This window comes from Streptomyces zaehneri, assembly GCF_032248645.1.
Taxonomy (GTDB): domain Bacteria; phylum Actinomycetota; class Actinomycetes; order Streptomycetales; family Streptomycetaceae; genus Streptomyces; species Streptomyces coriariae.
On record NZ_JASTTJ010000002.1, the window covers coordinates 27686 to 54549 of the forward strand.

The following is a 26864-nucleotide window of genomic DNA, read 5'->3' on the forward strand; positions in this document are numbered from 1 at the left end:
GGCCGCCCCACCGGGCCGCTCCCGCCCCGCTCGTCCCCCTCTTCCCCGGCTGCCGAGGGGCCGACGTGAACGATGCGTGAAACGATGTACTCCGAACGGGGTATGACGCTCATGTGGGCACTCGTACGCGTGACGGCGAGGAGGTCGACATGCGAGACCGGGTGCGTGGCTGGCGCCGGCGGGAGAACCCGCTGCGACGCCGGTCCGACGTGGTGGAGGCGTGGACGGCGCTGTTCGTCGCCGTGCTGTTGCTGGTCGCCGTGCCGCTGGCCGGGGCGCTGGCCGGCCAGTGGGGCCATGCCGATGCCCAGGCGGTCGCGGACCGGCTGCGGGCCGAACGCCACCGGGTCCGGGCCGAGGTCGTCGGCCACCCTCCCGAGGTCCTGCCCTCGGTGGAGGGCGTCCGACAGCAGATGTCCACGGTGGCCGTGCGGTGGAATCCGCCGGGTGAGCCCGCGCGGACGGCCACCGCACGGGTTCCGGCGGGCACGCGCGCGGGCGAGATGGTGGACGTCTGGTTCGACACGCGGGGCCGCAACGTCGCACCGCCGCCGAACGACACCATGGTGTGGCAGCACACCCTCACCATGGGCGCGTGCGCGGCCGGAGGTGCGGCCGTGGTGGTGCTGTTCGGGCACGCGGTGATCCGCCGGGTGGCGATGCGGCACCGGCTGGGCGAGTGGGAGCGGGAGTGGGCCCGCACGGAACCCCAGTGGACCCGCCGCAGGCCCGCCTGAAGCTCCTGACCAGGGTCTGGCGAGGCCTCACGGTGCCCACGTACGGTGTGATCATTCGTATGGGCACTTAACAAAAGGCGGTCCTTCATGCCCCTGTTCGACCTGGCCGACGACGAGCTCCGCAGCTACCGCAGCGCGTCCACCGAGCCCGAGGACTTCGACGCGTTCTGGTCCAAGACCCTCCAGGAGGCCCGCGAGCACGACCTGGACGCCCGCTTCGAGCCGGTCGACACGGGCCTGACCACGGTGCAGGTGTACGACGTGACCTTCGCCGGGTTCGGCGGGCACCCCGTCAAGGGCTGGCTGACGCTGCCCGCCGGGACGCAGGAACCGCTGCCGCTGGTCGTGGAGTTCGTCGGCTACGGCGGTGGACGCGGGCTGCCGCACGAGCATCTGCTGTGGGCGTCGACGGGCCGCGCGCACTTCATCATGGACACCCGCGGCCAGGGCAGCGCCTGGGGCGGTGGCGGCGGCACCGCGGACCCGGTCGGCGGTGCTCCCTCGTACCCCGGTTTCATGACGCGGGGCATCGACGCACCGGAGAACTACTACTACCGCCGGGTGTTCACGGACGCGGTGCGCGCGGTCGAGGCGGCCCGCTCCCACCCGCTGACCGACGCGGCACGGACCGTGGCGATCGGCGGGAGCCAGGGCGGCGGCATCACGATCGCCGTGGGCGGCCTGGTACCGGATCTCGCGGGCATCGCCCCGGACGTGCCGTTCCTGTGCGACTTCCCTCGCGCGGCGGTCCTGACGGACCGTCACCCGTACCGCGAGATAGGCCTGTTCCTCAAGACGCACCGTGGCCGCTCGAAGGACGTCCTGAGCACCCTGGCGTACTTCGACGGGGTGCACTTCGCGTCGCGGGGTTCGGCTCCCGCGCTGTTCTCGGCGGCCCTGGAGGACCAGACCTGCCCGCCGTCGACGGTGTTCGCCGCCTTCAACGCCTGGGCGCACGAGGAGAAGGAGATCGAGGTGTACGACTTCAACGACCATGAGGGCGGCGGCCCTTACCAGGAGGCGGCCAAGCTGCGCTGGCTGCGGTCGTACGCCTGACGGCCGGCGTATGGACACACATGCCGCCGCCGGGCGGTTCACGAGGGTGTGGGAGCGGGCCTGGGCGTCGCACGACGTGGCGGCACTGCTGGAGCTGTACGCCGAGACGTGCGTCCACCGGTCGATGCCGTTCCGCGCGCCGCACCGGGGGCGGGCCGAGCTGGAGGCCTATCTGCGCTGGTCGTTCGCGGCGGAACGGGTGACCGACGTGCGGTTCTCGCCCCCGCTCGTGGGCGCGGACCGGGTCGCGGTGACGGAGTTCCGGGTGCTGGCCGAGGAGGACGGGGCGGCCGGCACGCTGGCCGGCTGTGTCTTCGTCCGGTTCGACGAGGCCGGGCTGGTGGTCGAGTCACGGGACTACTGGCACACGGCGGAGGGCCACCAGGAGCCGACGGGACGCACCTTTCTGCTGTGATCCAGGACTGTGATCCAGGACCTGTTCGGGCGCACTTCCCTCCAGTCCGACCAGTCGGTACGTTCGGGGAGCCCGGGTCGCGCCGTAGCGGCCCGGGGTTCCGGCGGACCACGGAGGCCTCATGTCCGAGCACGTGCCACAGATCCACGGCCACTGCGACCCACGGTTCGCGGCGGTCCGCGCGGCCTTCGAGGAGAACTTCCGGGACCGGGGCGAGCTGGGCGCCGCGGTGAGCGTCACGGTCGACGGCGCGGTGGTGGCCGACCTGTGGGGCGGCCTGGCCGACGCGGCCGGCACGCGCGCGTGGGAGCGGGACACCGTGGTCAACGTGTGGTCCACGTCGAAGGGCCCGACCGCGCTGTGCGCGCACATCCTCGCCGACCGGGGGCTGCTCGACCTCGACGCTCCAGTGGCCGCGTACTGGCCGGAGTTCGGCGCGGCGGGCAAGGAGCGTGTCCTGGTCCGGCATCTGCTGTCCCACCGGGCGGGTCTGTCCGGGCTGCGCGAGCCGCACTCCCTCGATCAGCTCTACGACTGGGAGCTCACCACCGCCCGCCTCGCGGCCACGGAGCCCTGGTGGGAGCCGGGCACCCGGTCCGGCTATCACGCGCTCACCTATGGCTTCCTGGTCGGGGAGGTGGTGCGACGGGTGTCGGGGCTGCTGCCGGGGGCCTTCCTCGAGCGGGAGGTGACCGGTCCGCTGGGCGTCGACTTCACGATCGGGCTGCCGGAGAAGGAAGCCGGGCGGGCGGCCGAGCTGGTGCATCCGCCGGTCGCCTCGGCCAGCGAACAGGCCGCGATCTTCAGCCAGTTGACACCGGCGGCCGTCGCCGCCCTGACCAATCCGGTGGCGGGCGCGAGCGAGGCCAACTCGCCGCGCTGGCGGGCAGCGGAGATCCCGGCGGCGAACGGCCACGGCACGGCGCGGGCGGTGGCCGCGCTCTACGGGATCTTCGCGGGCCGGGGCGCGTACGGCGGGCGTCGCGTCCTCTCCCCCGAGGCCGCCGAGCGGGTGCGCGAGGGACAGGGCGCCTGCCGGGACCTGGTGCTGGGGGCGGGGTTCGCGCACGAGACGGAGATCGGGCTCGGGCTGTGGCTCAGCGGTCCGAACGGGTCGTACGGACCGAACCCGCGCGCTTTCGGACACGACGGCTTCGGCGGCTCGTGCGGGCTCGCGGACCCGGAGGCGGGGGTGTCGCTGGGGTACGTGATGAACCGCATGGGGCCGCACATAGCCGACGACCCGCGGAAGACGGCGTTGGTGGACGCCCTGTACAGCGCGCTCTGAGCGGCGGCGCGGCACGAGCGCCCGGAAGACGCGGGGCGGTCCGGTTTCGGCCGATCGGGCGGCCCGCCCTTCCCTGCTGGTTTAGACCAATGCTAGATCTGGTGGCGCACCGAGTCCGCACGACCACGGCACGTCACCCACAGGAGGCGCGCGGCATGGCCCGCAGCACCACCCCCACCACCCCTCATGTCCACCCACACCCCGACGAAGGGCCGCTGTACCGGCGGATCGCCACGCGGCTGCTCGGCGAGCTGCGCGAGGGCACCATCGCGCCCGGCGAACGGCTGCCTGCCGAAAGGCAGTTGGCCGGACACTTCGGCGTCAGCAGGCAGACCGTACGGCAGGCCCTGGAGGTCCTGCGGAGCGACGGGCTGGTCGAGACCGACCGGCGGGGCAGTCACGCAGCCCTGCCGGCCGGGTCGCTCGGCACCCCGTCGTTCCTCGCCTTTCCCGTGGGCGCGCGGCCCGCGGACGACGCGTCGGCGGTGGCCCGCGCCGCCGTCAGCTGGGAGACGCCCCCGCCCGCACACGCCGAGGCGCTCGGACTCGCCCCGCACCGGCCGACGCTGGTGCACCGCTACGAGTCCGCCCGCGCCGACGGACGCGGTCTGCGTACGGCCGTCACGTCCTTCTCCGCGGTCGCCCTGGCGGAGGTGGAGGAACTGGCCCGTTACCGCGACCGCGCCGACTCGAGCGCCTCCCCCGAGCTCCGGCGGGCCTACGACTGGATGCGGCGGGCCGGACTGACGCTGCACCACCGGGACTGCATCACGCATCTCGACGACGACCCGTCGATGCGGGTCACCCGGCGCGTGCACGACCAGTACGCGCGTCCCCTGGAGATCACCGACCTGGTGGTGGACACCCGGCGGGAGGCGCTGGTCTACGCCTTCACGCTGCCCGCGGCAGGCTGATCCCGTCCGGACCGGCTCCGCGTACCGTCTCAGCGGTCCGTCCGGCGCGCCTCGACCATGCGCACCCGTGGGCTTCCGTCGCCCCTCGTCCCGAACTCGGGCAGGGCGCGGAGGTCCACCCGGAACCCGGCGCGCTCCAGTTCGCGCCGCACGTCAGCGAGCCGGAAGGCGCGGTAGTACATCACGAACGGCGGCCGCCACAGGGCGTTGCGGACCCGCATCACGGCGTCGAAGCCGAGGAGCATCCAGAAAGCCGGTGAGGAGCGCCTCGGCGGGGCCAGGACGGGGAACGCGAAGCATCCCCCAGGGCGCAGCGCGGTCCGCACCCCGGCGAACAGGCCCGGCAGCTCGCGGGGCAGGAAGTGCCCGAACGCGCCGAAGCTGACGACGAGGTCGAAGGCGGCGTCGAACGGCAGGGCGCGGGCGTCCGCGCGCACCCAGGACACCCGGGGGCCCGCCTGACGGGTGCGCCGGCGCGCCTGTGCCAGCATGCCGGCGCTGAAGTCGACGCCCGTCACACTCCCCCGGCACACCGACGCCAGGACCTCGGCCCCCGCGCCCGTGCCACAGCACAGGTCGAGGCCGTCCTCGTACGGGCCGGAGTCCTTCAGGGCCGAGGCGACCGCGTCCAGGACGGCGTCCGGGGTGCGGAAGGGCGTGTGGTCGAACTTCGGCGCGAGGAGGTCGTAGCCGTGCTCGACGGACGACAGGGCCTGGACGGCGAGTTCGCGCAGGGTGGGGCCTTCGGGACTGAACATCCGCGTCAGCCTACGGCCGTCCGCCGCTTCAGGAGCAGCAGAGCGCGTTCGCACCAGGCCAGGTTCGTCTCCTCGAAGCCGATGCCGGCCATCAACGTCAGATAGGGGCCGATCCGGTCGGCCTCGGTCAGGTACGCGTCCTCGGTGCGTCCGTCCAGGAGGCGGTCACGCACCCGCAGGTAGCGGTCGAGTTTGGCGCGGGACCAGCTCCTGCGCTCCTCGACCAGCGCGCGGGTCACCTCGGGGTCCACGCCGTCCATCGCCTGGATCCTGATGAGGAGTTCGTCGCGGACGGCGGTGGGCCGCCGCGGCGGGGTGGCGGCGAAGGCGTCCAGGTCCGCGCGGCCCGCGTCGGTGAGGGTGAACATCCTCTTGTTCGGCCGGCGTTCCTGCTGCACCACGCGTGCCTCGATCAGGCCGTCCCGCGCGAGGCGCTCCAGTTCGCGGTAGAGCTGCTGCGGGGTGGAGGGCCAGAAGTTCGCGAGGGAGACGTCGAAGACCTTCGACAGTTCGTAGCCCGAGGCCTCGCCTTCCAGGAGGGCGGCCAGGACGGCGTACTTGAGGGACATATGGACACGGTAGCAGGAGGCGATTATTGTCATCGACACCTACTCAACAAATTTACCAATCACGCGATGAGGTGATCCGATGCGCGCGTTCCGCGAGGCGGTCGAGGCCGGCGATCTCGACGCCGTCGAGGCGCTGCTGGCCGAGGACGTGGTGTTCACCAGCCCGGTCGTGTTCAAGCCGTACCCGGGCAAGGCGATCACCGCGTCGATCCTGCGGGCGGTGACGCGGGTCTTCGAGGACTTCCGCTACGAGCGGGAGCTCGACGGGGGCGACGGGCGTGACCACGCGCTGGTGTTCCGGGCCCGGGTGGGCGAGCGTGAGCTGACCGGCTGCGACTTCATCCACCTGAACGAGGAGGGGCTCATCGACGAACTCACGGTCATGGTCCGCCCGTTGTCGGGCGCCCAGGCTCTCGCGGCGGCGATGGGGGCCCGGTTCGACCAGATCCTGAAGGAGGCGGAGGCCCGGTCGGCCTCCGCCTCCTGACGTCAGGCCACCGCGAGGGGGAGGGCTCCCGCACAGGCCGCACCCGCCGTGAGGGCCGTCGGCGGCCCGCCGACGGCCAGGGCACCCTCCTGCCGCGCAGCGCCTTCGAGACCCGCCGATGGCGGCCGCGAACCCGGTGTGTACGCGCTGGACGCGCCGGAGGCCGGCCGCTGAGGCGCATGCCCGCGTGCCGGCCGCCGTGCGGTGCGACCTGCCCTGGCCGGGCCTCAGCCCCCGAGATCCTCCAGGGTCGTCCTGGTGTCCGTCTTCAGGTAGCCGGTGACCTCTTCGAGCGTCGGCGGGTCCTTGTCGTCGTCGTACGAGGAGTAGTAGGCGCTGTAACTCATCGTGTACGTCACCCAGCCGTCCCGCACGGCGAGCGTGGCGTAGAGGGATCCGCTCGACGACCCGGACGTGGTGTCGTTGCTGACGAGATAGGCCTCGTCGCCTATGCCCGTGACGGCTTCCACGTCGTAACCCGTGTGGCTGTCCGCGTAGTTCTTCCAGGCCGCGGTGAACTCCGGTCCGGGATCGGTCTTCTTGTGCAGGTCCAGCTGGGAGTAGAGGTAGGCGTCCGCGTAGCTGGACGTGGTCTTCTTCAGGCTGATGCTGCACAGGCCCTCGTCGAGGGCGTCGTCCTTGAGGCTGTTGTGCGTCGGGGAGGTGTCGTTGTCCGGGTACTCCTCCTTGAAGGACGAGTAGTCCGTGGAGTTGCACAGGTTCGAGGGCGCCGAGTATCCGCGCAGGTCCGGGTCGTCCTCGGCGCCGATCAGGAAGACGCCGGCCGCCCAGGCCGCGGACGCCAGCACCGCTCCGACGGCGCCCCACAGGACGGCTTTCCCCGCGCCACCGCCACCGCCGCCGCTTCCCGGCGGCGGGCCGACCACGGGGTACGGACCCTGCTGGAGGTACGGATTGACCGGCTGGGGCTGCGCGGGCTGCCCGACCAGGGTCGGCTGGGCATAGACGCTCGGCCGGCCGGCCTGGGTCGCGGGCGCCGCCGGCGGGAAACCCAACGGCCCGCCGGGGGCCGGCGACTGCGGATGCGGATAGGGGTACGCGCTCGGCTGGGCCGGCGCGTCGGACGGCTGCTCCGGCTGCTGCGGGGGCTGAGGCGGCGTGGACATGACGTGAAGATAATGCAGAAATAGAGGTCAAGTCCCCTACTGTTACGGATCGTTACCCTCCGGGGACATCTGCGATGGAACCCGGATGAGGCCGGGACTTTCACCCGGCCCCTCCTGTTCGCGCCGTCGGTCCGGCTCCCCCTGCGGACCAGCCGAACGCACGCACCAGGCCGGTCGCGCCACCGGCCAGGCCGGCGGCGCCGGACGACATGCTCGCCACGGGGCCGCACAGCACCTCCACGTCGCCCTGCGGGAGGTTGCCGCGCCATGGGGAACAACCGTCGCCATGGGCGCGTTGACGCCATCGGGACCGACCGGCGTGCTAGAGTGCCGGTAGCACTTGTGTACGCCCCGCTTGTGGGCGCCGGTGCGAGTTATCCGCAGTTCGCCGCATCACCCGTCGTTTCCGACCGGTACAGCGGCTTTCCCGCACCACCTCACCGACGGTTGTGTACCGCCGTGGCCGAGGTGCTGTTCCCGCCGCCCGAGGCGCGCCGTGCGCCCTCCCTTCGCGGCTGCTCCCCCCTCTTCGCATGTCTCATGCCTTGCGTCCTCGAAAGGACCGACCACCATGACCACCACTCTCGAACACCCCCCTGTACAGCAGCAGCCCCCGGCCCGGGTCGCCGCCGGTGTCCTCGACATCGACGCCGGCGGGAAGGGGCACCTGCGCCCCGTCGACTGCCTGCCCACATCCGCCGACCTCCAGGTCCCGGCCGCGCTGATCCGCCGTCACGGACTGCGCAGGGGCGACCTCGTCGAAGGGGTGCGCGGTACCCAGCGCGCCCTCACCGAGGTCGCCCGCGTCAACGGCCGTGAGCCCGAGGAACTGCGCACCCGTCGTCACTTCCGCGACCTCACACCCGTCCACCCGCACGAGCGGCTCCGCCTGGAACATCCGGCGGCCGGCCTCGCCGGGCGGGTCACGGATCTCGTCGCGCCGATCGGCAAGGGCCAGCGCGGACTGATCGTCGCCCCGCCGAAGACGGGCAAGACCGTGCTGCTCCAGCAGATCGCCGCCGCCGTCGCCGGGAACCATCCCGGGGCGCGGCTGATGGTCGTCCTGCTCGACGAGCGGCCCGAGGAGGTCACCGACATGCGGCGCTCCGTGCGCGGCGAGGTGTACGCCTCGACGTTCGACCGGGCGCCCAGGCAGCACATCGCGCTGGCCGAACTCGTCATCGAGCGGGCCAAGCGGCTCGTCGAGGCGGGAGAGGACGTCGTGATCCTCCTCGACTCGCTCACCCGGCTGTGCCGGGCCCACAACAACGCGGCCGCCGCCGGGGGCCGCACCCTCAGCGGCGGTGTGGACGCGACCGCGCTGATCGGCCCCAAGCGGTTCTTCGGCGCCGCACGGGCGGCCGAGGAGGGCGGCTCGCTCACCGTCCTCGCCACCGCCCTCGTCGAAACGGGCTCCCGCGCCGACGACTTCTACTTCGAGGAACTGAAGAGCACCGGCAACATGGAGCTCCGCCTCGACCGCGAACCGGCCTCCCGCCGGGTCTTCCCGGCCGTCGACATCAACGGCTCCGGCACCCGGCGCGAGGAACTCCTCTACTCCCCGGGCGAGTTGACCGCCGTACGCGGTCTGCGCCGGGCCCTGCAGACCCGGGACGGCCAGGCGAACCTGGAGACGCTCCTGGAGCGGATGCGCGAGACGCCGGACAACATGGCCTTTCTGCGCCGCATCCAGCCGACCCTGCCCGCCGCATAGGGCGCGGCGTGCGGCATCCGAGTGCACGCACCCCCGTGTCCGGCACGGGCAGCGCGGGGAATGCCGGGTTCATTCCTACGTTGATCGTATGACGATCGGATTCTCCTCCCGGGCCGTTGCGACGGCGTGCGCGTTCTGTGTGGCGGGCGTCCTCGCCCTCGGCCCCGCCGCGGCCGCCGACCCGGCCGGCGCGGACCCCGGAACGCCGGGGGGACCGGGTGGGCCGGGCGGCCCCCAGGCGACGGCGCCCCGGCCGTCCGTCCTCTACCGCTCCGGGACGCAGGTCAGACCCCGCCGTGGCGCCCCCGAGGTCCCCGACGTCTCGGCGCTGTCCTGGCTGGTCTCCGACGCGCAGACGGGTGAGGTGCTCGCCGCGTCGAACGCGCACCGCAGACTGCCCCCGGCAAGCACCCTCAAGACCCTGTTCGCCCTCACGGTGCTGCCGGTCCTGCCCGGCGAGATCCGGCACCGGGTGAGCGAGGAGGAGCTCAGCGGCGTAGGGCCCGGCAGCAGCCTCGTCGGAGTCGCCGCGGGACACACGTACCGGGTCGCCGACCTGTGGCGCGGAGTGTTCCTCAACTCCGGCAACGACGCCGTGCACGTGCTGGCCGCCCTCAGCGGCGGCTGGCACGCCACGGCCACCCGGATGCAGGCCAAGGCGCGCTCCCTGGGCGCCCTGGACACCCATGTGCTGTCGCCCGACGGCTACGACACCCCGGGCCAGGTGTCCTCCGCGTACGACCTGGCGGTGTTCGGGCGGGCGGGGCTGCGCAACGCGGACTTCGCGCGGTACTGCGGCACCGCGGAGGCGAGCTTCCCCGGGGACGGGGACTGGTCCTACGGGATCGCCAACACCAACCGGCTGCTGACCGGGGCGGACGGTGTCGAGCCGTACCCGGGGCTGATCGGGATCAAGAACGGCTACACCAGCAACGCCGGCAACACCCTGGTCGCGGCCGCCCGTCAGGGCGGACGCACCCTCGTCGTGACGGTGATGAACCCTCAGGCGGGCGGCGGGTTCGAGGTCTACGAAGAGGCGCGCGCGTTGCTGGACTGGGGGTTCGCGGCCGCCGGGCGGGTGGATCCGGTGGGCTCGCTGGACGCGCTGGCGGCCCCCCTCCGGCCGCGGCCGGTACCGGGGCCGGGCCCGGAGGCCGAACGGGTGCCCGCCTCGGCCTCCGCCTCCGCCTCTCCCCCGGCCGGAGCCACGGTCGCCGTGGCCGTCGCTGCCGCCGACCCTCCCGGCTGGCCGGAGGCGGCCCTGATCGCGGGCGCCGCCGCGCTGGGCGGGGCAGCCGTGGCGCTCGTGCTGCGGCTCGCCGGCCGCCGCCCTTCGGGAGGATGACCGACGGGCAGCCACAGCAGCAGGCCGAGCGTGATCCAGGTGTAGACGTTGCTGCCGAGGAAACCGCCGACACCGGACGCGTCGTCGAACCACAGCCACACCACGCTGGTGCACAGCACGGCGTACAGGGCGCCCGCGACCCGTGGGCGCCCCGCGCGGATCAGCACCACGAAGGACGGCAGCAGCCACACCAGGTGGTGCACCCACGTCACGGGGCTGACCAGACAGGCGGTGAGGCCGGTCAGGGCGAAGGCCGCCTGCCAGTCCCGCGCGGCGACCGCCCTCCGGGCCCGCCACGCCCACCAGCCCAGGGCGGCCAGTACCAGCACCGCCCAGACCGCCCGGCTCTCCACGCCCAGCCGTGCCAGGACGCCCTGGAGCGACTGGTTGGAGACGTAGTCGAGCCGGCCCACCCGGCTCGTGTCCCACAGGGCCCGCGTCCAGTAGAAGCGCGAGGCGTCCGGGGCGACCAGGGCCGCGAGCGCGGTGGCGGCCGCCGCCACGGTCGTGGCCACCGCGGCCGTCCGCCACCGCCGGGCGACCAGCAGCAGTGCGATGAAGAGCGCGGGCGTGAGCTTGACGGCCGCCGCCAGGCCGATGCCGGCCCCGGCCCAGCGGGTCCGCCCGGACGCGAGCAGCCCGGCGTCGGCCAGCACCAGGGCGAGCAGCAGCAGGTTGACCTGGCCGAAGCTGAGGGTGTCGCGCAGCGGTTCGAAGAGCGCGAGAGCGCAGGCGGCGAGACCGGCTCCGTACCAGCCGTACCGCCGCCACCGGGGGCCGACGCACACCCGTACCGCGAACGCCAGCGCCGCAAGATTGAGCAGCAGGGCGGTCACGATCGCGGTGCGCAGCCCGACCAGCGCCATCGGCAGCATGACGACGGCCGCGAACGGGGGATAGGTGAAGCCGTACGGCGTGCCCGGTACCCGGTAGTCGTAGACCCGGCCGCCGTCGTGGATCCAGCTGTTGACGGTGCCGTGGTAGACGCGCAGGTCGAACCAGTCGCGCAGCAGCGGCACCGTCGCGGTGAAGACGGTGACGACGGCGACGAGCGCGAGGAGCAACAGGAGGCGGCCGCGGTCGGTGCGGGGCGGTCTCACCCCACGGAACTGACGAGGTCTCACGCCGTACGCCCCAGGGCGGTCCGCGCCTGAGCCGCGAGGTGGGCCTGCCACAGGACGACCACGGCCAGCGCGCCACCGCACACGGCCAGGACGAGGCGGCCCGTGTCGGCGGGCCCTCCGTCGGGCAGGACGGCGAGGGCGAGGACGCCCGCGACGGCCGCCGTCCGGTGGCGTATCAGGGTGTCCGGGGCCGCCGCGGCGATGAGGAACAGACCCCACAGCGCGTACCAGGGGCGGATCGCCGGGCCGAACGCGGCCACCGTGGCGAGACTCAGGCCGAGCGCGTACACCGGGCGCCGACGCAGCCGCCACCAGATGACGACGAGGGCGACGGCGGTGACCGCGAGACCCAGGGCGTGCCAGACGGGCACCGCCCAGGGCGCGAGGTCGCTGCCCAGGCCCTCCAGGAGAGCACGGGTGGCCCGGCCCAGCAGGCTGGTGAGCGCCCAGTTCTGCGCGGAGACGGGTGTGTCCAGGGCGGCTGTCCAGCCGTAGCCGGTGCCCGCGAGGGCGGTCGCCACGACCGTGGTGGCGGCGGCCGCGGCCCCCGTGCCCAGCAGGGTCCTGACCGGGCGCCGGCCCGCCCGCAGCGACAGGACCACGATCGCGACGAGACCCAGCGCGGCGGGCGCCTTGACCAGGGCCGCCAGGGTGACCAGGACGGCCCCGAGCACCGGGCGCCGGCCGAGCGCGGCCACCAGCCCGACACCGAGCAGGCCCAGCATGATCGCGTCGTTGTGGGCGCCGGCCACCAGATGCAGCAGCACCAGCGGATTCAGTACGCCGAGCCAGAGCGCGGCGGCCGGGTCGGCTCCGCTGTGCCGGGCGAGGCGGGGCAGGGCGGCCGTCATCAGCGCCACGCCCGCCAGCGCGACGCACCGCATGCCGAGGAGTCCGGCGGACAGCGCACCCCGGGTCAGTCCGGACAGGGCGGCGGCGACGGCGAGGAAGACCGGGCCGTACGGGGCTGCGGTGTTCCGCCACAGCGGGGCGACCTCGTCGGCGAGCGGACCGCCGAGCCGCGCCGGACCGTGCGCGTACACGTCGAGGTGCGCGTCCACCATGGCGCCCTGCGCCAGATAGCTGTACACGTCCCGGCTGAACAGCGGCGGCGCGATCAGCAGTGGCGCCGCCCAGACGGCGAGGACCAGGACGAGGGCGCGGGGGGTCGGCGGATCCGCGCCACGCACCAGCGTGCCCAGCAGGATCCAGGCCGCGGTCAGCAGCACCAGCCCGAAGTACACGCCGACCAGGCCGAGCACGGCGTGCACCGAGGACGGGGCCAGGAGCTCCCGGGCGGGCAGCGCGCCGGCCGTCTCGCCGCCGAGCGCGAGACAGGCGGTCCCGGCCAGGCCCAGAACCTGGCAACGCCAAAGATCGATGGGAAAGGCCTTGGTCAGCATGCTGTCATGGTGTCCGCCCCGGGTGACCGCGGAGCGACATCGCGCCTGCCTGGCGGCGGCCTGCGCGTGACCGCCGTGTGAGTCGGACGCCGCGGGAGCCGGACGCCGCGGGAGCCGGACGCCGCGGGAGCCGGACGCCGTGTGAGTCGGACGCCGCGGGAGCCGGGCGCCGCGGGAGCCGGGCGCCGTGGGAGCCGGGCGCCGTGGCGATGAGCGCCGCGGGGCCCGGACGGTCCCGCTGTGCGAACCGCGGGCTCAGAACACCGACACCCCGGTCAGGGTCGTGAACCGGTCCAGGGCGGCGACTCCCGCCACCGAGTTGCCCCGTTCGTCCAGACCCGGGCTCCACACGCACAGCGTGCAGCGGCCCGGTACGACGGCGATGATGCCGCCGCCCACGCCGCTCTTGCCGGGCAGGCCGACCCGGTAGGCGAAGTCGCCGGCCGCGTCGTAGGTGCCGCAGGTCAGCATCACCGCGTTGACCTGCTTGGCCTGGCTGCCGGTGAGCAGCCGGGTGCCGTCGGCGCGGACGCCGTGCCGGGCGAGGAAGCCGGTGGCCAGGGCGAGGTCGGCGCAGGAGGCGGTGAGGGAACACTGCCGGAAGTACTGGTCGAGGAGGACCGGTACCGGGTTGTCGATGTTGCCGTAGGACGCCATGAAGTGGGCGAGGGCGGCGTTGCGGTCGCCGTGCGCGGCCTCGGAGGCGGCCACCTCCTCGTCGAAACCGAGCGTGGGGTTGCCGCTCTCCGTACGCAGGAAGCCGAGGAGTTCGCCCGCGGCGTCCCCCGTGCGGGTCTGGAGCCGGTCGGTGACGACCAGCGCGCCCGCGTTGATGAAGGGATTGCGCGGGATGCCGTTCTCGTATTCCAGCTGGATCAGGGAGTTGAAGGGGTTGCCCGAGGGCTCGCGGCCCACGTGCTCCCAGAGTTCGTCGCCCTCGCGGGCCAGGTCCAGGGCGAGGGTGAAGACCTTGGTGAGGGACTGCGTGGAGAACGGCTCCCGCCAGTCCCCCACGCCGTACACCGTGCCGTCCGGCTCCGCGACGGCCATGCCGAAGCGGCGCGGGTCGCAGGCCGCGAGGGCCGGGATGTAGTCGGCCGGACGGCCCCGCCCGGGGGTGCGTTCCATCTCCTCGGCGATGCGGTCCAGGACCGGCTGGAAGGCACGGGACGGCGTCGTTGTCATGATCACTATTGTGCCTCCGTGCCGGTCCTGGCGCGTCGTCGCGGGTGACGGGTGTCCAGCGAGGGGGGTCAGACGAGGGGGGCGCCGCTGCCCGCCAGGATTTCGGGGCGCAGCAGGTCGGCGAGTCGCTCGGCGGGCAGCAGGCCCTTCTCCAGGACGAGTTCGGCGACCCCGCGGCCGGTGGCGAGGGCCTCCTTGGCGATGTCGGTGGCCGCCGTGTACCCGATGTGCGGGTTGAGGGCGGTGACCAGGCCGATGGAGTTCTCGACGCTCGCGCGCAGCGCCTCGGTGTTGGCGGTGATGCCGTCCACGCAGCGCTCGGCGAGGGTGAGGCAGGCGGCGCGCAGGTGGGTGATGGACTCCGACAGGGAGTGCAGGATGATCGGCTCGAAGGCGTTGAGCTGGAGCTGTCCGGCCTCGGCGGCCATGGTGATGGTGACGTCGTTGCCGATCACCTCGAAGGCGACCTGGTTGACGACCTCGGGGATCACCGGGTTGACCTTGCCCGGCATGATGGACGAACCGGCCTGCACGGGCGGCAGGTTGATCTCGCCGAGGCCGGCCCGCGGCCCGGAGGACAGCAGCCGCAGATCGTTGCAGCTCTTGGAGAGCTTGACCGCGACCCGCTTGAGCACGCCGGACATCTGGACGAACGCGCCGCAGTCCTGGGTGGCTTCGACCAGGTTGGCCGCGGTGACCAGCGGCAGCCCGGTGATCTCGGCGAGGTGGCGGCGGGCGGCCTCGGCGTATCCGGCGGGGGCGTTGAGGCCGGTGCCGATGGCCGTGGCACCCAGGTTGATCTCATGGATCAACTGGACGGCCTCGTCAAGACGGTTGCGGTCCTCGTCGATCATGACGGCATAGGCCGAGAACTCCTGACCGAGCGTCATCGGGACCGCGTCCTGCAACTGCGTACGGCCCATCTTGAGCACGTCGCGGAACTCGACGGCCTTGCGGGCGAAGGCGTCCTGGAGGACGGCCATGGCCTTGAGCAGACCGCGCACGGCGAAGACGGTCGCGACCTTGACCGCGGTGGGGTAGACGTCGTTCGTCGACTGGCCGAGGTTGACGTCCTCGTTGGGGTGCAGGTACCGGTATTCGCCCTTCGCACGGCCGAGCAGTTCCAGCGCGCGGTTGGCGACGACCTCGTTGGCGTTCATGTTGGTCGAGGTGCCCGCGCCGCCCTGTATGACGTCGACGACGAACTGCTCGTGCAGCTTCCCCGCGCGGATCTCACGGCAGGCGGCGACGATGGCGGCCGCCTTGTCCGGCGCGAGCAGGCCGAGCTCCTCGTTGGCGAGGGCGGCGGCCTCCTTGACGGCGGCGAGGGCGTCGACGAGGTGCGGGTAGGCGGAGATCCGCGTCCCGGTGATGGGGAAGTTCTCCGTGGCGCGCAGGGTGTGGACGCCCCAGTACGCGTCGGCCGGGACGTCCCGGTCTCCGAGCAGGTCGTGTTCGCTGCGGGTGACGGCGGCGGTCATGAGGGTGCTGCCTCTTTCCGAGGGTGAGGGTCGAGTGGAGCGGGGGTCGTCCGGTGGGAAGGCGGCCGGCTCGGGCGGTACGGGGTGACGCCCGCCCGAGCCGGTCGATGCACCCGCCCGGCGGTGACCGGACCGGTGGTTCAGGGCCGGCCGCGCGAGGCGACCGGGTTCCGACGCGTCGCCCGACCACAGCGCACGAAGACGCACGGCGTGCCGACGAACGACGCCCGGCGAACGGCGTACCGGTGGCCCGGCACGTGACGGACGCGCCGGGCGCGGCGGAGCCGAACGCGGCCCGGGGGCCGGTCGGGTGCCCGCAGGGGCCGGGCGCGGCCGCCTCGGTCGTCCGTGTCCGTCAGGCGCAGGCGCGCACGGTGACCGGGTCCAGCGCGCGGACCGGGCGGACGCAGCCGACCGGTTCGCCGCCGCCGAGGAGGGGTTCGCCCGCGAACCCGGTGAGCAGGGCGGGGTCCACACCGGCGCGGACGAGGGCGGCCGCGGTGACCGGGACGCGGGCACGGTTCGCGCCGTCGGAGATCTTGACGGCGACGGCTCGGCCGTCCGGGAGCGCGGCGACCTCGACGCCCTCGAAACCGTCCTTCGCCAGCAGGCCGGGGACGGCCCGCATCAGCGCGGCCACGTCCCGGCCGGAGCCGGACGCCATCTCGGCGTGCTCGCGCATCGCGTCGGCCACCCGCGCCTCGGGAGTGCCGGGCGCGGAGGCGGTGACGCGGGCGGCGGCCCGGGCGAGACCGTGCAGGGAGACCGAGAACAGGGGGGCGCCGCAGCCGTCGACGGTGACCCGTGCGATCCGCTGTCCGGTGAGGTCCTCGACGATCTCGGCGATCGCCTGCTGGAGCGGGTGCTTCGGGTCGAGGTAGTCGTCCAGGGGCCAGCCGTTGAGCCTGCAGGTGTACAGCATGGCCGCGTGCTTGCCGGAGCAGTTCTGGGCCAGTCGGGAGGGCGCGCGGCCCTCCCGTATCCACCCGTCGCGGACCGCCGGGTCGTACGGCAGGTCCGTGACGTTGCGCAGGTCGTCCTCCGAGACGCCCGCCAGCTCGAGGATCCGCCGGGTCCCGGCGAGGTGGCGTTCCTCGCCGGAGTGACTGGCGGCGGCGAGCGAGAGCAGTTCGCCGTCGAGCGGCAGCCCGGCCCGGACCATGGCGACGGCCTGGACGGGCTTGAGCGCCGAACGCGGATAGAAGGCGGCCTCGACGTCGCCGAGCTGGAGCTCGATCTCGCCGCCCGCGCCGAGGACGACGACGGAGCCGTAGTGGATGCCCTCGGTCACCCCGCCGCGGACGAGGTGGGCGACGGGGGCGTGGAGGGGTTCGCGGATCGCGGGGGCGTCGGCGAGGGAACTGCTGTACATCACTGCCTGCATCACTGGTGGGTGGTCGGCGGCCGGCGACGGGGTCACGCGTCGGCCTTGGCTGAGGTGCGCGCGAGGTTGCGGCGGATGGCGTACCACCCGGCGACCAGCGCGGCGACGATCAGCGGCAGGCACAGCACGGTGGTGCGTCCGGCGCCGCCGTCGGCGTACATGAGGACCAGGACCGAGGCGAGGAAGAACAGCGTCACGAGTTCGGTCCAGGGGGAGCCCGGCAGCCGGTAGTGGGGCCGGGTCAGTTCGCCCTTCTGGGTCTTCTGCCAGAAGAGCAGGTGACAGATCATGATCATGCCCCAGGTGGAGAGGATGCCGATCGCCGCGAAGTTGAGCACGATCTCGAAGGCGTCCGCCGGGACCACGAAGTTGAGGCCGACGCCCAGCACACAGATACCGCTGGTGAGCAGGATGCCGCCGTACGGGACATGGCTGCGGCTCATCACGCCGGTGAACTTCGGCGCGGAGCCGGACATCGCCATGGAGCGCAGGATGCGGCCGGTGGAGTACAGGCCGGAGTTGAGCGAGGACATGGCCGCGGTGAGGACGACGAGGTTCATCACCCCGCCCGCCGCGGGGATGCCGATGTTGGAGAGGACCGTCACGAAGGGGCTCTCGCCGGACGTGTACTTGTTCCACGGCAGCAGCATCGACAGCAGGACCACCGAGCCGACGTAGAACAGACCCACGCGCCACATGATCGAGTTGATCGCCTTCGGCATGATCTTCTCGGGGTTCTCGGTCTCACCGGCGGCGACGCCGACCAGCTCGACGGAGGCGTAGGCGAAGACGACGCCCTGGATGATCAGCAGCATGGGCAGCAGACCGCTGGGGAAGATGCCGCCGTTGTCGGTGATGAGGGAAGGGCCGGGGGTCGCGCCGTCCACCGGGTGCTGCGTGACCAGCAGGAAGATGCCGATACACATGAAGATCACCAGTGCGCTGACCTTGACGATGGCGAACCAGAACTCCAGTTCGCCGAAGATCTTCACCGAGATCAGGTTCACGGTGAGGACCACGGCCAGGGCGATGAGCGCGATCACCCACTGGGGTATGTCGGAGAACATGCCCCAGTAGTGGGTGTAGGTGGCCACCGCCGTGATGTCGGCGATGCCGGTGGTGGCCCAGTTCAGGAAGTACATCCAGCCGGCCGTGTACGCGCCCTTCTCGCCCATGAACTCGCGGGCGTAGGACACGAAGGCGCCGGAGGAGGGCCGGTACAGCACGAGTTCGCCGAGGGCGCGCACCACGAGGAAGGCGAAGATTCCGCAGACCGCGTAGGCGATGAAGAGGGACGGGCCGGCGTCGGCGAGCCGCCCGCCGGCGCCGAGGAAGAGGCCGGTGCCGATGGCGCCGCCGATGGCGATCATGTTGACGTGGCGGGACTTCAGCGACTTGCTGTAGCCCTCGTCTCCGGCGTCGACGTGACGGGTCGAGGGGCGCGTCTCGTCTTTGAGGTGCTGGTCGCTCACGCCGCGGGTCCGCCTTCCAGAGGGGTGTCCGTGCGCGGGGCGCGCACGATGTCGGTGAGGGTCGTCTCGACGCGGTCGAGGTGGTGGCTCATGGCCTCCACCGCGTCGGGCTCGGAACCGTCGATCAGCGCCTCGACGATCGCCCGGTGCTCGCGGTTGGACTGCTCGCGCCGTCCGCCCAGCTCGTTGAGGAAGGCCGACTGACGCGCCAGTGCGTCCCGGATCTCCTCGATGACCCGGCGGAACACCGGGTTCTGGGCGGCCTCGGCGACGGCCAGGTGGAAGAGGGTGTCCATCGCGACCCACGCGGTGGTGTCCGTCTCCCGCTCCATGCGGTCGAGCAGATGCGCCAGGTGGTCCAGGTTCTCCGGGGTGCGGCGCAGCGCCGCGTACCCGGCGACCGGGACCTCGACGTGCCGGCGCACCTCGAGCAGGTCGCTGGCCGCGTAGTCGCCGAAGGTGGGGTCCTCCACGGTGTTCGCGATCACAAAGGTGCCTTTGCCCGTCTTGGCGACGGTCAGGCCCATCGTCTGCAGGGCGCGCAGGGCTTCCCGCAGGACGGGCCGGGACACCTCGAGGGTGCGGCAGAGCTCCGCCTCGGAAGGGAGCTTGTCACCGATGGCGTAGCGGCCGCGTTCGATGGCGCCGCGGAGGTGGGTGAGGACCGCTTCCATCGCGCTGACGCGCCGCGGCCCCGCTCCACCTGTCTGGCTGTCTGACAGGTTCACGGGAGTGATACTCCGGGTGCGCTGCCGCCGCTGTCAAGACGTGCCCTGAAACAGAAAATTCAGGGGGCGGGGAGCCTGAAAGGCACCTTCCCGCCCCCTGAGGGGGATGACGAGGGGATTCCCCGACCGGCCGCCGGGCCCGGTCAGCTGTCGAGGACCCCGGCGGCCAGCAGCCCGAACAGCGCCACGCCGACGACGAGCCGGTAGATGACGAACGCGTTGAAGGAGTGCTTGGCGACGAACTTCAGCAGCCACGCGATGGAGGCGTAGGCGACCACGAACGACACCGCCGTGCCGACGGCCAGGGGCGCCGCGCCGGCCCCCGTGCCCAGGGCGTCCTTCAGCTCGTAGATGCCGGCGCCGGTCAGGGCGGGGATGCCGAGGAAGAACGACAGCCGGGTGGCGGCCACCCGGTCCAGGTCGAGCATGAGCGCGGTGGACATGGTGGCGCCGGAGCGGGAGAAGCCGGGGAAGAGCAGCGCGAGGATCTGGGAGCTGCCGACCAGCATCGCGTCCTTGAACGAGGTGTCGTCCTCGCCGCGCTTGTGGCGGCCCATCTGGTCGGCCGCCCACATCACGCCGCTGCCGACGATCAGCGAACCCGCGACCACCCGGAGCGAGGCCAGCGGGCCCTCGATGAGCGGCTTGGCGGCGAGGCCCACGACGACGATCGGGATCGTCGCGTAGATCACCCACCAGGCGAACTTGTAGTCGTGGTGGTACCGCTCCTCGCGGCTGCGCAGCCCGCGGAACCAGGCGGTGACGATCCGCACGATGTCCTTGCGGAAGTACACGAGCACGGCGGCGATCGCCCCGACCTGGATGACGGCCGAGAACCCGACGACGGCGTCGTCGTCGACCTTGATGCCCATCAGGCCCTCGGTGATCTTCAGATGGCCGGTTGAGGAGACGGGGAGGAACTCGGTCACTCCCTCGACGGCTCCGAGGACGACGGCTTGGCCGACGGAGATGGCGCTCATGGAATCCAGTTCTGAGGAGACGAATCGGTCGACGGCGTTGTGGACGCTCCGGTGTCGTACACAGTCCTACCAGGCGTGGAGCCGGCCGGACCGCCTACGACCAAGCCCACCGGCCTATCGCGACCCCGGCGAACGCGGCCCCGAGACCCACCGCCACGCTCGCGACGGCGTTGACGGTGGCGTAGAGGCCCGCGCCGGTCTCGGTCAGCCGCAGCGTCTCGTACGAGAACGTCGAGTACGTCGTCAGCGCTCCGCAGAAACCCGTCCCCAGGAACAGTCGCAGGTCGGGACCGACGGTGGCGGCGCCGGTGAGCACGCCCAGGATCAGACAGCCGCCGATGTTGACGACGAAGGTGCCCCAGGGGAAGAGCGAGTCGTGCCGGGCCTGTACCGCGCGGTCGGTCAGGTAGCGGAGCGGGGCGCCGATCATGCCGCCGACGACGACCACCAGCCAGTTCACAACGACTTCTTACCCTTCATGTCCGGATCGCCCTGGTTCTCTGCCCGGTCCCCGCCCCGGCCGACGTACCGGATGACCTCGCAGGGGTCGAGGGTCACCAGGCCCTCCTTGACCAGCTCGTCGAGCTCGGGCAGGAAGGCCCGCACCCGCTCCTCGGTGTCCACGACGACGACCGCGACCGGCAGGTCCTCGCTGAGCGACAGCAGCCGGGAGGTGTGGATCAGCGAGGAGGCGCCGAAGCCCTCGATCCCGCGGAAGACGCTGGCTCCCGCGAGACCGGCCGCGCGGGCGCGGTGCACGATCTCCGTGTAGAGGGGCTTGCGGTGCCAGGTGTCGCTCTCGCCGACGAAGACGGTCAGCCGCAGGGCAGTGCCGTTCGGTCTCGTCATCGCCGCCTCCACGATCGCTGCCTCCACAGGAGAACGCGGCGGGTGGCCGTGGCTGCCAGCCGGACCGCGACAAGCGCCGCGAACAGGGTCGCGGCGAGGTAGGCCAGGGCCGTGCCGGGACGGTCCTCGTCGAAGAGCTTGCGGATGTCAACGGCGTACGTCGAGAAGGTGGTGAATCCGCCCAGCACACCGGTGCCGAAGAACGGCCGCACGAGCCGGTGGGCGGTGACCGCCTCGGTGATCACCACCAGGAAGACACCGATCACCGCGCAGCCGACGACGTTCACCCAGAAGGTCGTCCACGGGAACCCGCCGGTCTGCGTGGGCCACCACAGGGAGGCCGTGTAGCGGGCGGCGGCACCGATCCCGCCGCCCACGGCCACGACGGCGACCACCGGGAGCTGACCCGTCCCGGTGGTCCCGCGCGCCGCGCCGGTACGGAGGCTCTCGGCCTCCGGAGCTGTCATGTCGTACGTCTCCTGCCCGGACCGGGACCGTCCCGCCTCATCGGAGTGATCACGACCGGGCACCAGCGTAACGCCGTCTCACTTGGTCACGGGCGCCTCGCAGACCGCGATGCCGCGCTCCCAGAGGCTGCCCAGGACCAGCCGGCCGCCGGTCTCGCAGACGCTGGTGACCATGCGGAACCCGGAGCGGCGGTGGGTGAGGTGGTGGACGATCCGGCCGTCGTCGTCGACCGCCAGCACCCCCGTCGTGCCCGACGGACGGTACGGCGCGTTCACGGCGAGGCGGGCGGCTCGGCGGCGTACGGCGGGGCCGGCGCGGTGCAGGAGGTCGAGCGGGGGGACGCGCGGGCCGGCCAGCGCAACCCAGACCGGGCCGTCGGGCGCGCCGCGCCACAGGTTGTCCGGGAACCCCGGCAGCCGCTCGACGAGCGGCTCGGCCCGGCCGGCCCGGGGGCCGGTGAGCTGGTAGCGGGTGAGGCGGCGGGCTCCGGTCTCGGCGACGATCAGGAAGGAGTCGTCGGCGCCGCGCGCCAGGCCGCCTGCGAACTGGAGCCCCTCCAGGACGACTTCGGCCTCCCGGGCGCCGGGTTCCAGGCGCAGCAGGCGTCCGGTGCCGGTGTGTTCGACGAGGTCGCCCATCCAGTCGCGCAGGGGGTGGACCTGGCTGGACACGGTGAAGTAGACGGTGCCGTCGGGCAGCGCGACGACGTTGCTGCAGAAGCGCAGCCGCTCCCCCGCCGCCGACTCGGTCAGGACCCGGACGTTTCCGGTGCCGCCGTCGGGGTCGACGCGCAGCAGCGCGCCCTCGGCGCAGCAGACCAACAGGTCGCCGTCCGGGAGGAGTTCGAGGCCGAGCGGCCGGCCGCCGATCTCGGCGATGTGCTCGACACGGGCCGCGGGCGGGTCGTCCAGACCGTCGATACGCAGGATCCGCCCGTCCGCCACCCCGGTCAGTACCCGCCCTCTGGGGTCGGCGACGACGTCTTCGGGTCCGTGGCCGGGGAGAGTGAGGTACCTGAGGGGGACGAGAGGCGTCCGACGGTCCATAGGGGCCGCCCTTCCTTGAGGAGGCGGCCATCCTCGCAGCCGGGCAAGGCGTCGACGGGTCGTGGCCGTGGTCTTTGCCGGGCCTTTCCGGAGGGTGGACCCTCCCTCCTCCACCGCCCCTTCCCGACGTCCTTCACCAGCCCTTCTCGAACATCCGCGCCACTTCGGCGATGCGCATCTCGTCGCGCCGGTAGTAGGTGCGGCGCCTGATCCGCTTGGCGCGCAGCAGGCCGATGCCGGCGAGCAGGCCGAGGTGGGTGCCGGCCACCTGCCGGCGCACGCCCAGCTTCGCCGCGACGAGGTCCGCCGTGACACCGTCCTCTACGAGGTCGCCGTGGCGCTGCGGCGGGAAGTGCCGGGCCGGCTCCTTCAGCCACTCCAGGATCTCCAGTCGCCTCTCACTCACGGGAGTCCTCAGCATCGTCGTCCCCTCCGTCCCTGCGGTCGGGGCTCCCCCGGTACCGCGTCGTCCCACTGTTCCGCAGCCGGGGCCGTCGTGTCCCGCACTCCGCGAGCGTTGGCCGGGATCGAACACCCTTGCCGCACAAGGGTGTTCGGATGAACTGCCGGAAGACGGACGGGGGCCCGGCCGCGCGGTGCGGCCGGGCCCCCGCTCCGGGAGGGAAGGGCGGATCAGCGGTGGCTGAACCACGACATGGAGGACAGGGCCTTGTCGTCGTAGCCGAACAGGGCCTGGTTCTCCCAGCCGTTGCCGGAGGCGGCGTCGGTCGGGTCCCAGCCGTTGCCGGTGACGGCGGTCCAGGTGGACTCCCAGTAGAAGACGCCGAGTCCGCGGCCGTTCGGGACGGCCTCCACGATGCTCGCCACGTCGTTCATCCACCGGGTCTGGCCGGCGACGGTCGCCGGGTAGCCGGACACCAGCTCGCCGGCGAGGTCGATGATGTTCTCGGTCGAGTCCTCGCTGTCCAGCCGGAAGGGGTACGCCGTCTCGGCGACGTAGACCGGCTTGGCGTAGCGGGAGGCCGCGTCGTCGAGGGTGGTCTGGAAGTCGGCGAGCGTGCCGTGCCAGTACCCGTAGTACGACAGGCCGATGACGTCGAACTTCACGCCATTGGAGACGGCGCTGTCGAACCACCAGCGGGTGCCGGCCAGGTCACCGCCCTTGGCGAGGTGCAGCGCCACCGTCGTCCCGGAGTTGACCGCCTTGACCGCGTCGTAGCCGGAGTTGAGCAGTCCGGCGAGCTGCGACCAGTTGTCGGTGGAGCCCGTGGACCACAGCATGCCGCCGTTGATCTCGTTGCCGACCTGCACCATGTCCGCGGTGGTGCCCTGGGCCTTGAGGGCGTTGAGGACGTCGTAGGTGTGGTTGTAGACGTCCGTCTTCAGCTGGCTGTAGGAGTGCCCGGCCCACGCGGCGGGCACGGTCTGCGCCCCCGGGTCGGCCCAGGTGTCCGAGTAGTGGAAGTCCACCAGGAGCTTCGTGCCCTGCGCCTTGATACGTTTGGCCGCCGCCAGGACCCGCGCCTTGTTGTTGTAGCCGTCGGCGGGGTTCACCCAGACCTTCAGGCGCGCGTAGTTCTGTCCGGCGTTCTTCAGGACGGCGAGCGCGTCCTGGGTGGTGCCGGAGCTGTTCTTGTAGACGCCGCCGAGTGCTTCGCTCTTGATGAGCGACGACACGTCCGAGCCCTTGATGGACAGGCCGGTGGAGCCCGACGCGAAGGTCAGGTCGTCGACGTTGATCCAGTTCCCGGCGTTGGCGTCGGAGTTGACGCTGATGGTGCACTGGTTGTTCGTCACCGCGATGGAGGTGACGATGCGGATCCAGCCGCTGGAGGAGACCGGGATGGCGGTGCGCTGCTCCGCGCTGCCGCAGTTCTTCAGCGCGATGTACGCGGAGTTCTGGCCGCCGCCGGAGCGCACCCAGGCGGTGAGCTTGTAGTTCCCGTTGGTCAGCCCGGACAGGTACTGGTACGTCTCGACCTTGTAGGCGGAGGCCGAGTAGTGCGAGAGGCGGTAACTGCCCGCGTGGCCCCCGGACTCGGTGAAGGAGGCGGAGTTCTGGCCGGCCGCCGAGTACGTCGACCAGCCGGACGGGGTCGCGGTGCCGGCGCCGTCGGTCTCGAAGCCGCCGTTGGTGAGCGTGGTGGCCGCCTGCGCGGTCTGCGCGGGCAGGACGGTGAGAGCGAGTCCTGCGGCGAGCGGCAGCAGCAGGGTTCTGAGCGTGCGTCTGGGATGGAACATCGTCGTCCGTCGTCCCTTCGACGTGATGGATGGGGATTCCCTCGTGCGGTGAGGGACCCCCTCCGCCCGCGGCTCGCGGCTCCACGGGCGAAGGGGGAGTCGGCTCAGCCGTCGAGTCGCACGACCCGTACGGCTCCCGCCGGGACCGCGAGGCGGCCGGCGGCTCGTTCGCCCGTCAGCAGTTCGGTGCCGGGGGTGTCCAGCGGCACCTTGGCGTCGGTGGCGGTGTGGTTGATCGCGAAGAGGTAGCTGCCCGTCCCGCCGGAGCGGCGCACGACCTCCACGTCGTGCGGCAGGTCGGCGCGCGGGGCGATCGCCGCGTCCTCGGCGGCCCGGCCGAGCAGCGTGTCCAGTCCCTCGTGGCCGAGGCGGGTGGAGACGTACCAGGCGGTGCCCTCGCCGAGCCGGTGGCGGGTGACGGCGGGGTGGCCGGCGGTGAGGCCGTCGGCGTAGGTCCAGACGGTCTCGGCGCCGCGCGGTACCACGAACTCCGTCCACACGTCGCCGGCGAGCTCTCTGCCCTCGGGGCCGGCCAGGCGCACGCTCCCGCCCTGGAGCAGCGGCGAGAACTCCTCGACCGTCAGGCCCAGTACGTCGCGGAGCGCGCCGGGGTAGGCGCCCTCGTGGACGGCGTCGTGCTCGTCGACGATGCCGGAGAAGTACGACACGACCAGGGTTCCGCCGTTCGCGACGTACTCCTTGAGGTTGTTCCCGGCCGCCTCCGTCATCAGGTACAGGGCGGGCACCACGACCAGCGGGTACCGGGAGAGGTCGGCCTCGGGGTGGGCGAAGTCGACGGTGAGGTGGCGGTCGTAGAGGGCCTCGTAGAAGGCGTCGGCGCGCTCGCGGGGGTCGGCGTCCTCGCTGGGCCGCCAGCCGAGGTTCTGCGCCCACCAGGAGTGCCAGTCCCACAGGACCGCCACGTCGGCCTCGGTGCGGGTGCCGCGGATCGTGCCCAGCGAGTCGAGGGAGGCGCCGAGTTCGACGACCTCGCGCCACACGCGGGTGTCGGTGCCGCCGTGCGGGACCATCGCCGAGTGGAACTTCTCGGCGCCGCGCCGGGACTGCCGCCACTGGAAGAACATGGCGCCCTCGGAACCGCGGGCCACGTGGCCGAGGGAGTTGCGGGCCATCTGGCCGGGTGCCTTGGCGGGGTTGCGCGGCTGCCAGTTGACGCCCGAGGTGGAGTGCTCCAGGAGGATCCAGGGGGCGCCGGCGGCGACGGAGCGGGTGAGGTCGGCGGCCATCGCGAGGTTGACGTGGGTGCGGCGGCCGTCGGTGATCAGGTAGTGGTCGTTGGTGACGATGTCGACCTCACGGCCCCAGGCCCAGTAGTCGACCGAGTCGCACTGGCTGAGGGCGGTCATGAAGTTGGTCGTCACCGGGAGACCGGGCGCGAGGCGGTGCAGGATGTCCCGCTCCATGACGAAGTTCTCACGCATGGTGGCGTCGGCGAACCGCTTGTAGTCGAGGGCCTGCCCCGGGTTGCCGACGGTCGGGGTGGCGCGCGGCGGGTTGACGTCCTCGAGGCTCGCGTAGCGCTGGCCCCAGAAGGCGGTGCCCCAGGCCTTGTTGACCGCCTCGACCGTGCCGTACGTCGTCTCCAGCCAGCGGCGGAAGTGGGCGGCGCAGGAGTCGCAGTAGCAGGCGGAGACGGGCACGCCGTACTCGTTGTGCACGTGCCACATGGCCAGCGCCGGGTGGTCCGCGTAACGCTCGGCGAGGCGGGTGGTGATGTTCGCCGCGGCGGCGCGGTAGTCCGCGTTGCTGTGACATATCGCGGCCCGCGAGCCGAACTCGTAGCGCACGCCCTCGGGGGTCACGGGGAGGGCGTCGGGATGGTCGCGGTAGAACCAGACCGGCGGCGCCACGGTGGGGGTGCCCAGGTCGACGCGGATGCCGTTGTCGTGCAGCAGGCCGAGGACGCGGTCCAGCCAGCCGAAGTCGTACTCCCCGGGTGACGGCTCCAGCAGGGCCCAGGAGAAGATCCCGACGCTCACCATGGTGACACCGGCCTCGCGCATCAGCCGGACGTCGTCCTGCCAGACGCTTTCCGGCCACTGCTCGGGGTTGTAGTCCCCACCGAAGGCGAGCCTGGTGAGGCCCTTGGGGCTGGTCTCCGGCATGGATCT

General features: G+C 72.3%; 24 protein-coding genes and 2 pseudogenes. 8 read left to right on the forward strand and 18 right to left on the reverse strand.

What is annotated here, in order from left to right; translation table 11 throughout:
• The first annotated feature begins 149 nt into the window (after window positions 1-149).
• The 5 genes from QQM72_RS02955 (at window position 150) to QQM72_RS02975 (ending at window position 4410) form a co-directional block, all read left to right on the forward strand.
• Entirely contained in the window at window positions 150-737 is a 588-nt protein-coding gene (locus QQM72_RS02955) for an Rv1733c family protein (protein ID WP_314219638.1), read from the forward strand.
• Between the two features lie 87 nt (window positions 738-824).
• Window positions 825-1793, forward strand: coding sequence for an acetylxylan esterase (locus QQM72_RS02960; protein WP_314219190.1), 969 nt, complete (start codon window positions 825-827; stop codon window positions 1791-1793).
• Window positions 1794-1803: 10 nt separating this feature from the next.
• The gene (locus QQM72_RS02965; protein WP_314219191.1) at window positions 1804-2208 is read left to right on the forward strand and encodes a nuclear transport factor 2 family protein; all 405 of its coding nucleotides are present in this window, start codon (window positions 1804-1806) and stop codon (window positions 2206-2208) included.
• A 121-nt stretch (window positions 2209-2329) separates the two neighbouring features.
• A complete protein-coding gene (locus QQM72_RS02970) occupies window positions 2330-3496 on the forward strand; it encodes a serine hydrolase domain-containing protein (protein WP_314219192.1) in 1167 nt (388 codons plus the stop codon).
• Between the two features lie 155 nt (window positions 3497-3651).
• Window positions 3652-4410, forward strand: a complete 759-nt coding sequence (locus QQM72_RS02975) for a GntR family transcriptional regulator (protein WP_314219193.1) — start codon at window positions 3652-3654, stop codon at window positions 4408-4410.
• Between the two features lie 29 nt (window positions 4411-4439).
• Here QQM72_RS02975 and QQM72_RS02980 read toward each other — a convergent pair whose 3' ends face one another.
• Window positions 4440-5168 (reverse strand): class I SAM-dependent methyltransferase, encoded by a 729-nt coding sequence (locus tag QQM72_RS02980; protein ID WP_314219194.1) that lies wholly within the window; start codon window positions 5166-5168, stop codon window positions 4440-4442.
• Window positions 5169-5173: 5 nt separating this feature from the next.
• Complete coding sequence (locus QQM72_RS02985) at window positions 5174-5737, reverse strand: PadR family transcriptional regulator (protein WP_314219195.1); 564 nt, start codon at window positions 5735-5737, stop codon at window positions 5174-5176.
• 79 nt (window positions 5738-5816) lie between these two features.
• Here QQM72_RS02985 and QQM72_RS02990 point away from each other — a divergent pair, with 79 nt between their 5' ends.
• Window positions 5817-6224 (forward strand): nuclear transport factor 2 family protein, encoded by a 408-nt coding sequence (locus tag QQM72_RS02990; protein ID WP_314219196.1) that lies wholly within the window; start codon window positions 5817-5819, stop codon window positions 6222-6224.
• A 227-nt stretch (window positions 6225-6451) separates the two neighbouring features.
• Here the strand turns inward: QQM72_RS02990 and QQM72_RS02995 are convergent, their stop codons facing one another.
• Window positions 6452-7351, reverse strand: a complete 900-nt coding sequence (locus QQM72_RS02995) for a hypothetical protein (protein ID WP_314219197.1) — start codon at window positions 7349-7351, stop codon at window positions 6452-6454.
• A 571-nt stretch (window positions 7352-7922) separates the two neighbouring features.
• Between QQM72_RS02995 and rho the strand changes: the two genes are divergently transcribed.
• A complete protein-coding gene (gene rho / locus QQM72_RS03000) occupies window positions 7923-9065 on the forward strand; it encodes a transcription termination factor Rho (protein ID WP_314219198.1) in 1143 nt (380 codons plus the stop codon).
• An 88-nt stretch (window positions 9066-9153) separates the two neighbouring features.
• Window positions 9154-10056: pseudogene (locus tag QQM72_RS03005) on the forward strand (D-alanyl-D-alanine carboxypeptidase family protein); the annotation flags it as partial.
• Window positions 10057-10091: 35 nt separating this feature from the next.
• On the opposite strand, the gene QQM72_RS03010 reads toward QQM72_RS03005, so the two are convergent.
• From QQM72_RS03010 to QQM72_RS03080, 15 genes and pseudogenes are all read right to left on the reverse strand, one after another.
• Entirely contained in the window at window positions 10092-11510 is a 1419-nt protein-coding gene (locus QQM72_RS03010; RefSeq protein ID WP_314219199.1) for a glycosyltransferase 87 family protein, read from the reverse strand.
• Between the two features lie 20 nt (window positions 11511-11530).
• Window positions 11531-13057: pseudogene (mptB, locus tag QQM72_RS03015) on the reverse strand (polyprenol phosphomannose-dependent alpha 1,6 mannosyltransferase MptB); the annotation flags it as partial.
• 135 nt (window positions 13058-13192) lie between these two features.
• Window positions 13193-14122 (reverse strand): glutaminase, encoded by a 930-nt coding sequence (locus tag QQM72_RS03020; RefSeq protein ID WP_314219200.1) that lies wholly within the window; start codon window positions 14120-14122, stop codon window positions 13193-13195.
• 68 nt (window positions 14123-14190) lie between these two features.
• Window positions 14191-15603 carry an aspartate ammonia-lyase gene (gene aspA, locus QQM72_RS03025; RefSeq protein WP_314219201.1) on the reverse strand — a complete coding sequence of 471 codons (1413 nt, stop codon included), beginning with the start codon at window positions 15601-15603 and terminating at the stop codon, window positions 14191-14193.
• A gap of 355 nt (window positions 15604-15958) precedes the next feature.
• Complete coding sequence (locus QQM72_RS03030; RefSeq protein ID WP_314219639.1) at window positions 15959-16975, reverse strand: asparaginase; 1017 nt, start codon at window positions 16973-16975, stop codon at window positions 15959-15961.
• A gap of 44 nt (window positions 16976-17019) precedes the next feature.
• Complete coding sequence (locus QQM72_RS03035) at window positions 17020-18459, reverse strand: amino acid permease (protein WP_314219202.1); 1440 nt, start codon at window positions 18457-18459, stop codon at window positions 17020-17022.
• Window positions 18456-19133, reverse strand: a complete 678-nt coding sequence (locus tag QQM72_RS03040) for a FadR/GntR family transcriptional regulator (protein WP_020126059.1) — start codon at window positions 19131-19133, stop codon at window positions 18456-18458. The genes QQM72_RS03035 and QQM72_RS03040 overlap by 4 nt, the downstream gene beginning before the upstream one ends.
• A gap of 197 nt (window positions 19134-19330) precedes the next feature.
• Window positions 19331-20167, reverse strand: a complete 837-nt coding sequence (locus QQM72_RS03045) for an undecaprenyl-diphosphate phosphatase (protein WP_314219203.1) — start codon at window positions 20165-20167, stop codon at window positions 19331-19333.
• 94 nt (window positions 20168-20261) lie between these two features.
• Window positions 20262-20627 carry a fluoride efflux transporter CrcB gene (gene crcB, locus QQM72_RS03050; protein WP_314219204.1) on the reverse strand — a complete coding sequence of 122 codons (366 nt, stop codon included), beginning with the start codon at window positions 20625-20627 and terminating at the stop codon, window positions 20262-20264.
• Window positions 20624-21016 (reverse strand): DUF190 domain-containing protein, encoded by a 393-nt coding sequence (locus QQM72_RS03055; protein ID WP_314219205.1) that lies wholly within the window; start codon window positions 21014-21016, stop codon window positions 20624-20626. The genes crcB (QQM72_RS03050) and QQM72_RS03055 overlap by 4 nt, the downstream gene beginning before the upstream one ends.
• Window positions 21013-21483: a fluoride efflux transporter CrcB gene (crcB, locus tag QQM72_RS03060; RefSeq protein ID WP_314219206.1), complete on the reverse strand. Its 471-nt coding sequence runs from the start codon at window positions 21481-21483 to the stop codon at window positions 21013-21015. Before crcB (QQM72_RS03060) ends, QQM72_RS03055 begins: the two co-directional genes overlap by 4 nt.
• A 78-nt stretch (window positions 21484-21561) precedes the next feature.
• Window positions 21562-22530, reverse strand: a complete 969-nt coding sequence (locus tag QQM72_RS03065) for an SMP-30/gluconolactonase/LRE family protein (protein WP_314219207.1) — start codon at window positions 22528-22530, stop codon at window positions 21562-21564.
• 133 nt (window positions 22531-22663) lie between these two features.
• A complete protein-coding gene (locus tag QQM72_RS03070) occupies window positions 22664-22951 on the reverse strand; it encodes an ArsR family transcriptional regulator (RefSeq protein WP_314219208.1) in 288 nt (95 codons plus the stop codon).
• Window positions 22952-23163: 212 nt separating this feature from the next.
• Entirely contained in the window at window positions 23164-24732 is a 1569-nt protein-coding gene (locus QQM72_RS03075) for a glycoside hydrolase family 53 protein (RefSeq protein WP_314219209.1), read from the reverse strand.
• A gap of 104 nt (window positions 24733-24836) precedes the next feature.
• Window positions 24837-26858: a beta-galactosidase gene (locus tag QQM72_RS03080; protein ID WP_314219210.1), complete on the reverse strand. Its 2022-nt coding sequence runs from the start codon at window positions 26856-26858 to the stop codon at window positions 24837-24839.
• Between the last annotated feature and the right edge of the window lie 6 nt (window positions 26859-26864).

Coding starts and splice junctions, on each gene's coding strand:
- QQM72_RS02955 (WP_314219638.1), top strand. CDS start 150: ATGCGAGACCGGGTGCGTGGCTGGCGCCGGCGGGAGAACCCGCTGCGA.
- QQM72_RS02960 (WP_314219190.1), top strand. CDS start 825: ATGCCCCTGTTCGACCTGGCCGACGACGAGCTCCGCAGCTACCGCAGC.
- QQM72_RS02965 (WP_314219191.1), top strand. CDS start 1,804: ATGGACACACATGCCGCCGCCGGGCGGTTCACGAGGGTGTGGGAGCGG.
- QQM72_RS02970 (WP_314219192.1), top strand. CDS start 2,330: ATGTCCGAGCACGTGCCACAGATCCACGGCCACTGCGACCCACGGTTC.
- QQM72_RS02975 (WP_314219193.1), top strand. CDS start 3,652: ATGGCCCGCAGCACCACCCCCACCACCCCTCATGTCCACCCACACCCC.
- QQM72_RS02980 (WP_314219194.1), bottom strand. CDS start 5,168: ATGTTCAGTCCCGAAGGCCCCACCCTGCGCGAACTCGCCGTCCAGGCC.
- QQM72_RS02985 (WP_314219195.1), bottom strand. CDS start 5,737: ATGTCCCTCAAGTACGCCGTCCTGGCCGCCCTCCTGGAAGGCGAGGCC.
- QQM72_RS02990 (WP_314219196.1), top strand. CDS start 5,817: ATGCGCGCGTTCCGCGAGGCGGTCGAGGCCGGCGATCTCGACGCCGTC.
- QQM72_RS02995 (WP_314219197.1), bottom strand. CDS start 7,351: ATGTCCACGCCGCCTCAGCCCCCGCAGCAGCCGGAGCAGCCGTCCGAC.
- rho (WP_314219198.1), top strand. CDS start 7,923: ATGACCACCACTCTCGAACACCCCCCTGTACAGCAGCAGCCCCCGGCC.
- QQM72_RS03020 (WP_314219200.1), bottom strand. CDS start 14,122: ATGACAACGACGCCGTCCCGTGCCTTCCAGCCGGTCCTGGACCGCATC.
- aspA (WP_314219201.1), bottom strand. CDS start 15,603: ATGACCGCCGCCGTCACCCGCAGCGAACACGACCTGCTCGGAGACCGG.
- QQM72_RS03030 (WP_314219639.1), bottom strand. CDS start 16,975: ATGTACAGCAGTTCCCTCGCCGACGCCCCCGCGATCCGCGAACCCCTC.
- QQM72_RS03040 (WP_020126059.1), bottom strand. CDS start 19,133: ATGGAAGCGGTCCTCACCCACCTCCGCGGCGCCATCGAACGCGGCCGC.
- QQM72_RS03045 (WP_314219203.1), bottom strand. CDS start 20,167: ATGAGCGCCATCTCCGTCGGCCAAGCCGTCGTCCTCGGAGCCGTCGAG.
- QQM72_RS03055 (WP_314219205.1), bottom strand. CDS start 21,016: ATGACGAGACCGAACGGCACTGCCCTGCGGCTGACCGTCTTCGTCGGC.
- crcB (WP_314219206.1), bottom strand. CDS start 21,483: ATGACAGCTCCGGAGGCCGAGAGCCTCCGTACCGGCGCGGCGCGCGGG.
- QQM72_RS03065 (WP_314219207.1), bottom strand. CDS start 22,530: ATGGACCGTCGGACGCCTCTCGTCCCCCTCAGGTACCTCACTCTCCCC.
- QQM72_RS03070 (WP_314219208.1), bottom strand. CDS start 22,951: ATGCTGAGGACTCCCGTGAGTGAGAGGCGACTGGAGATCCTGGAGTGG.
- QQM72_RS03075 (WP_314219209.1), bottom strand. CDS start 24,732: ATGTTCCATCCCAGACGCACGCTCAGAACCCTGCTGCTGCCGCTCGCC.
- QQM72_RS03080 (WP_314219210.1), bottom strand. CDS start 26,858: ATGCCGGAGACCAGCCCCAAGGGCCTCACCAGGCTCGCCTTCGGTGGG.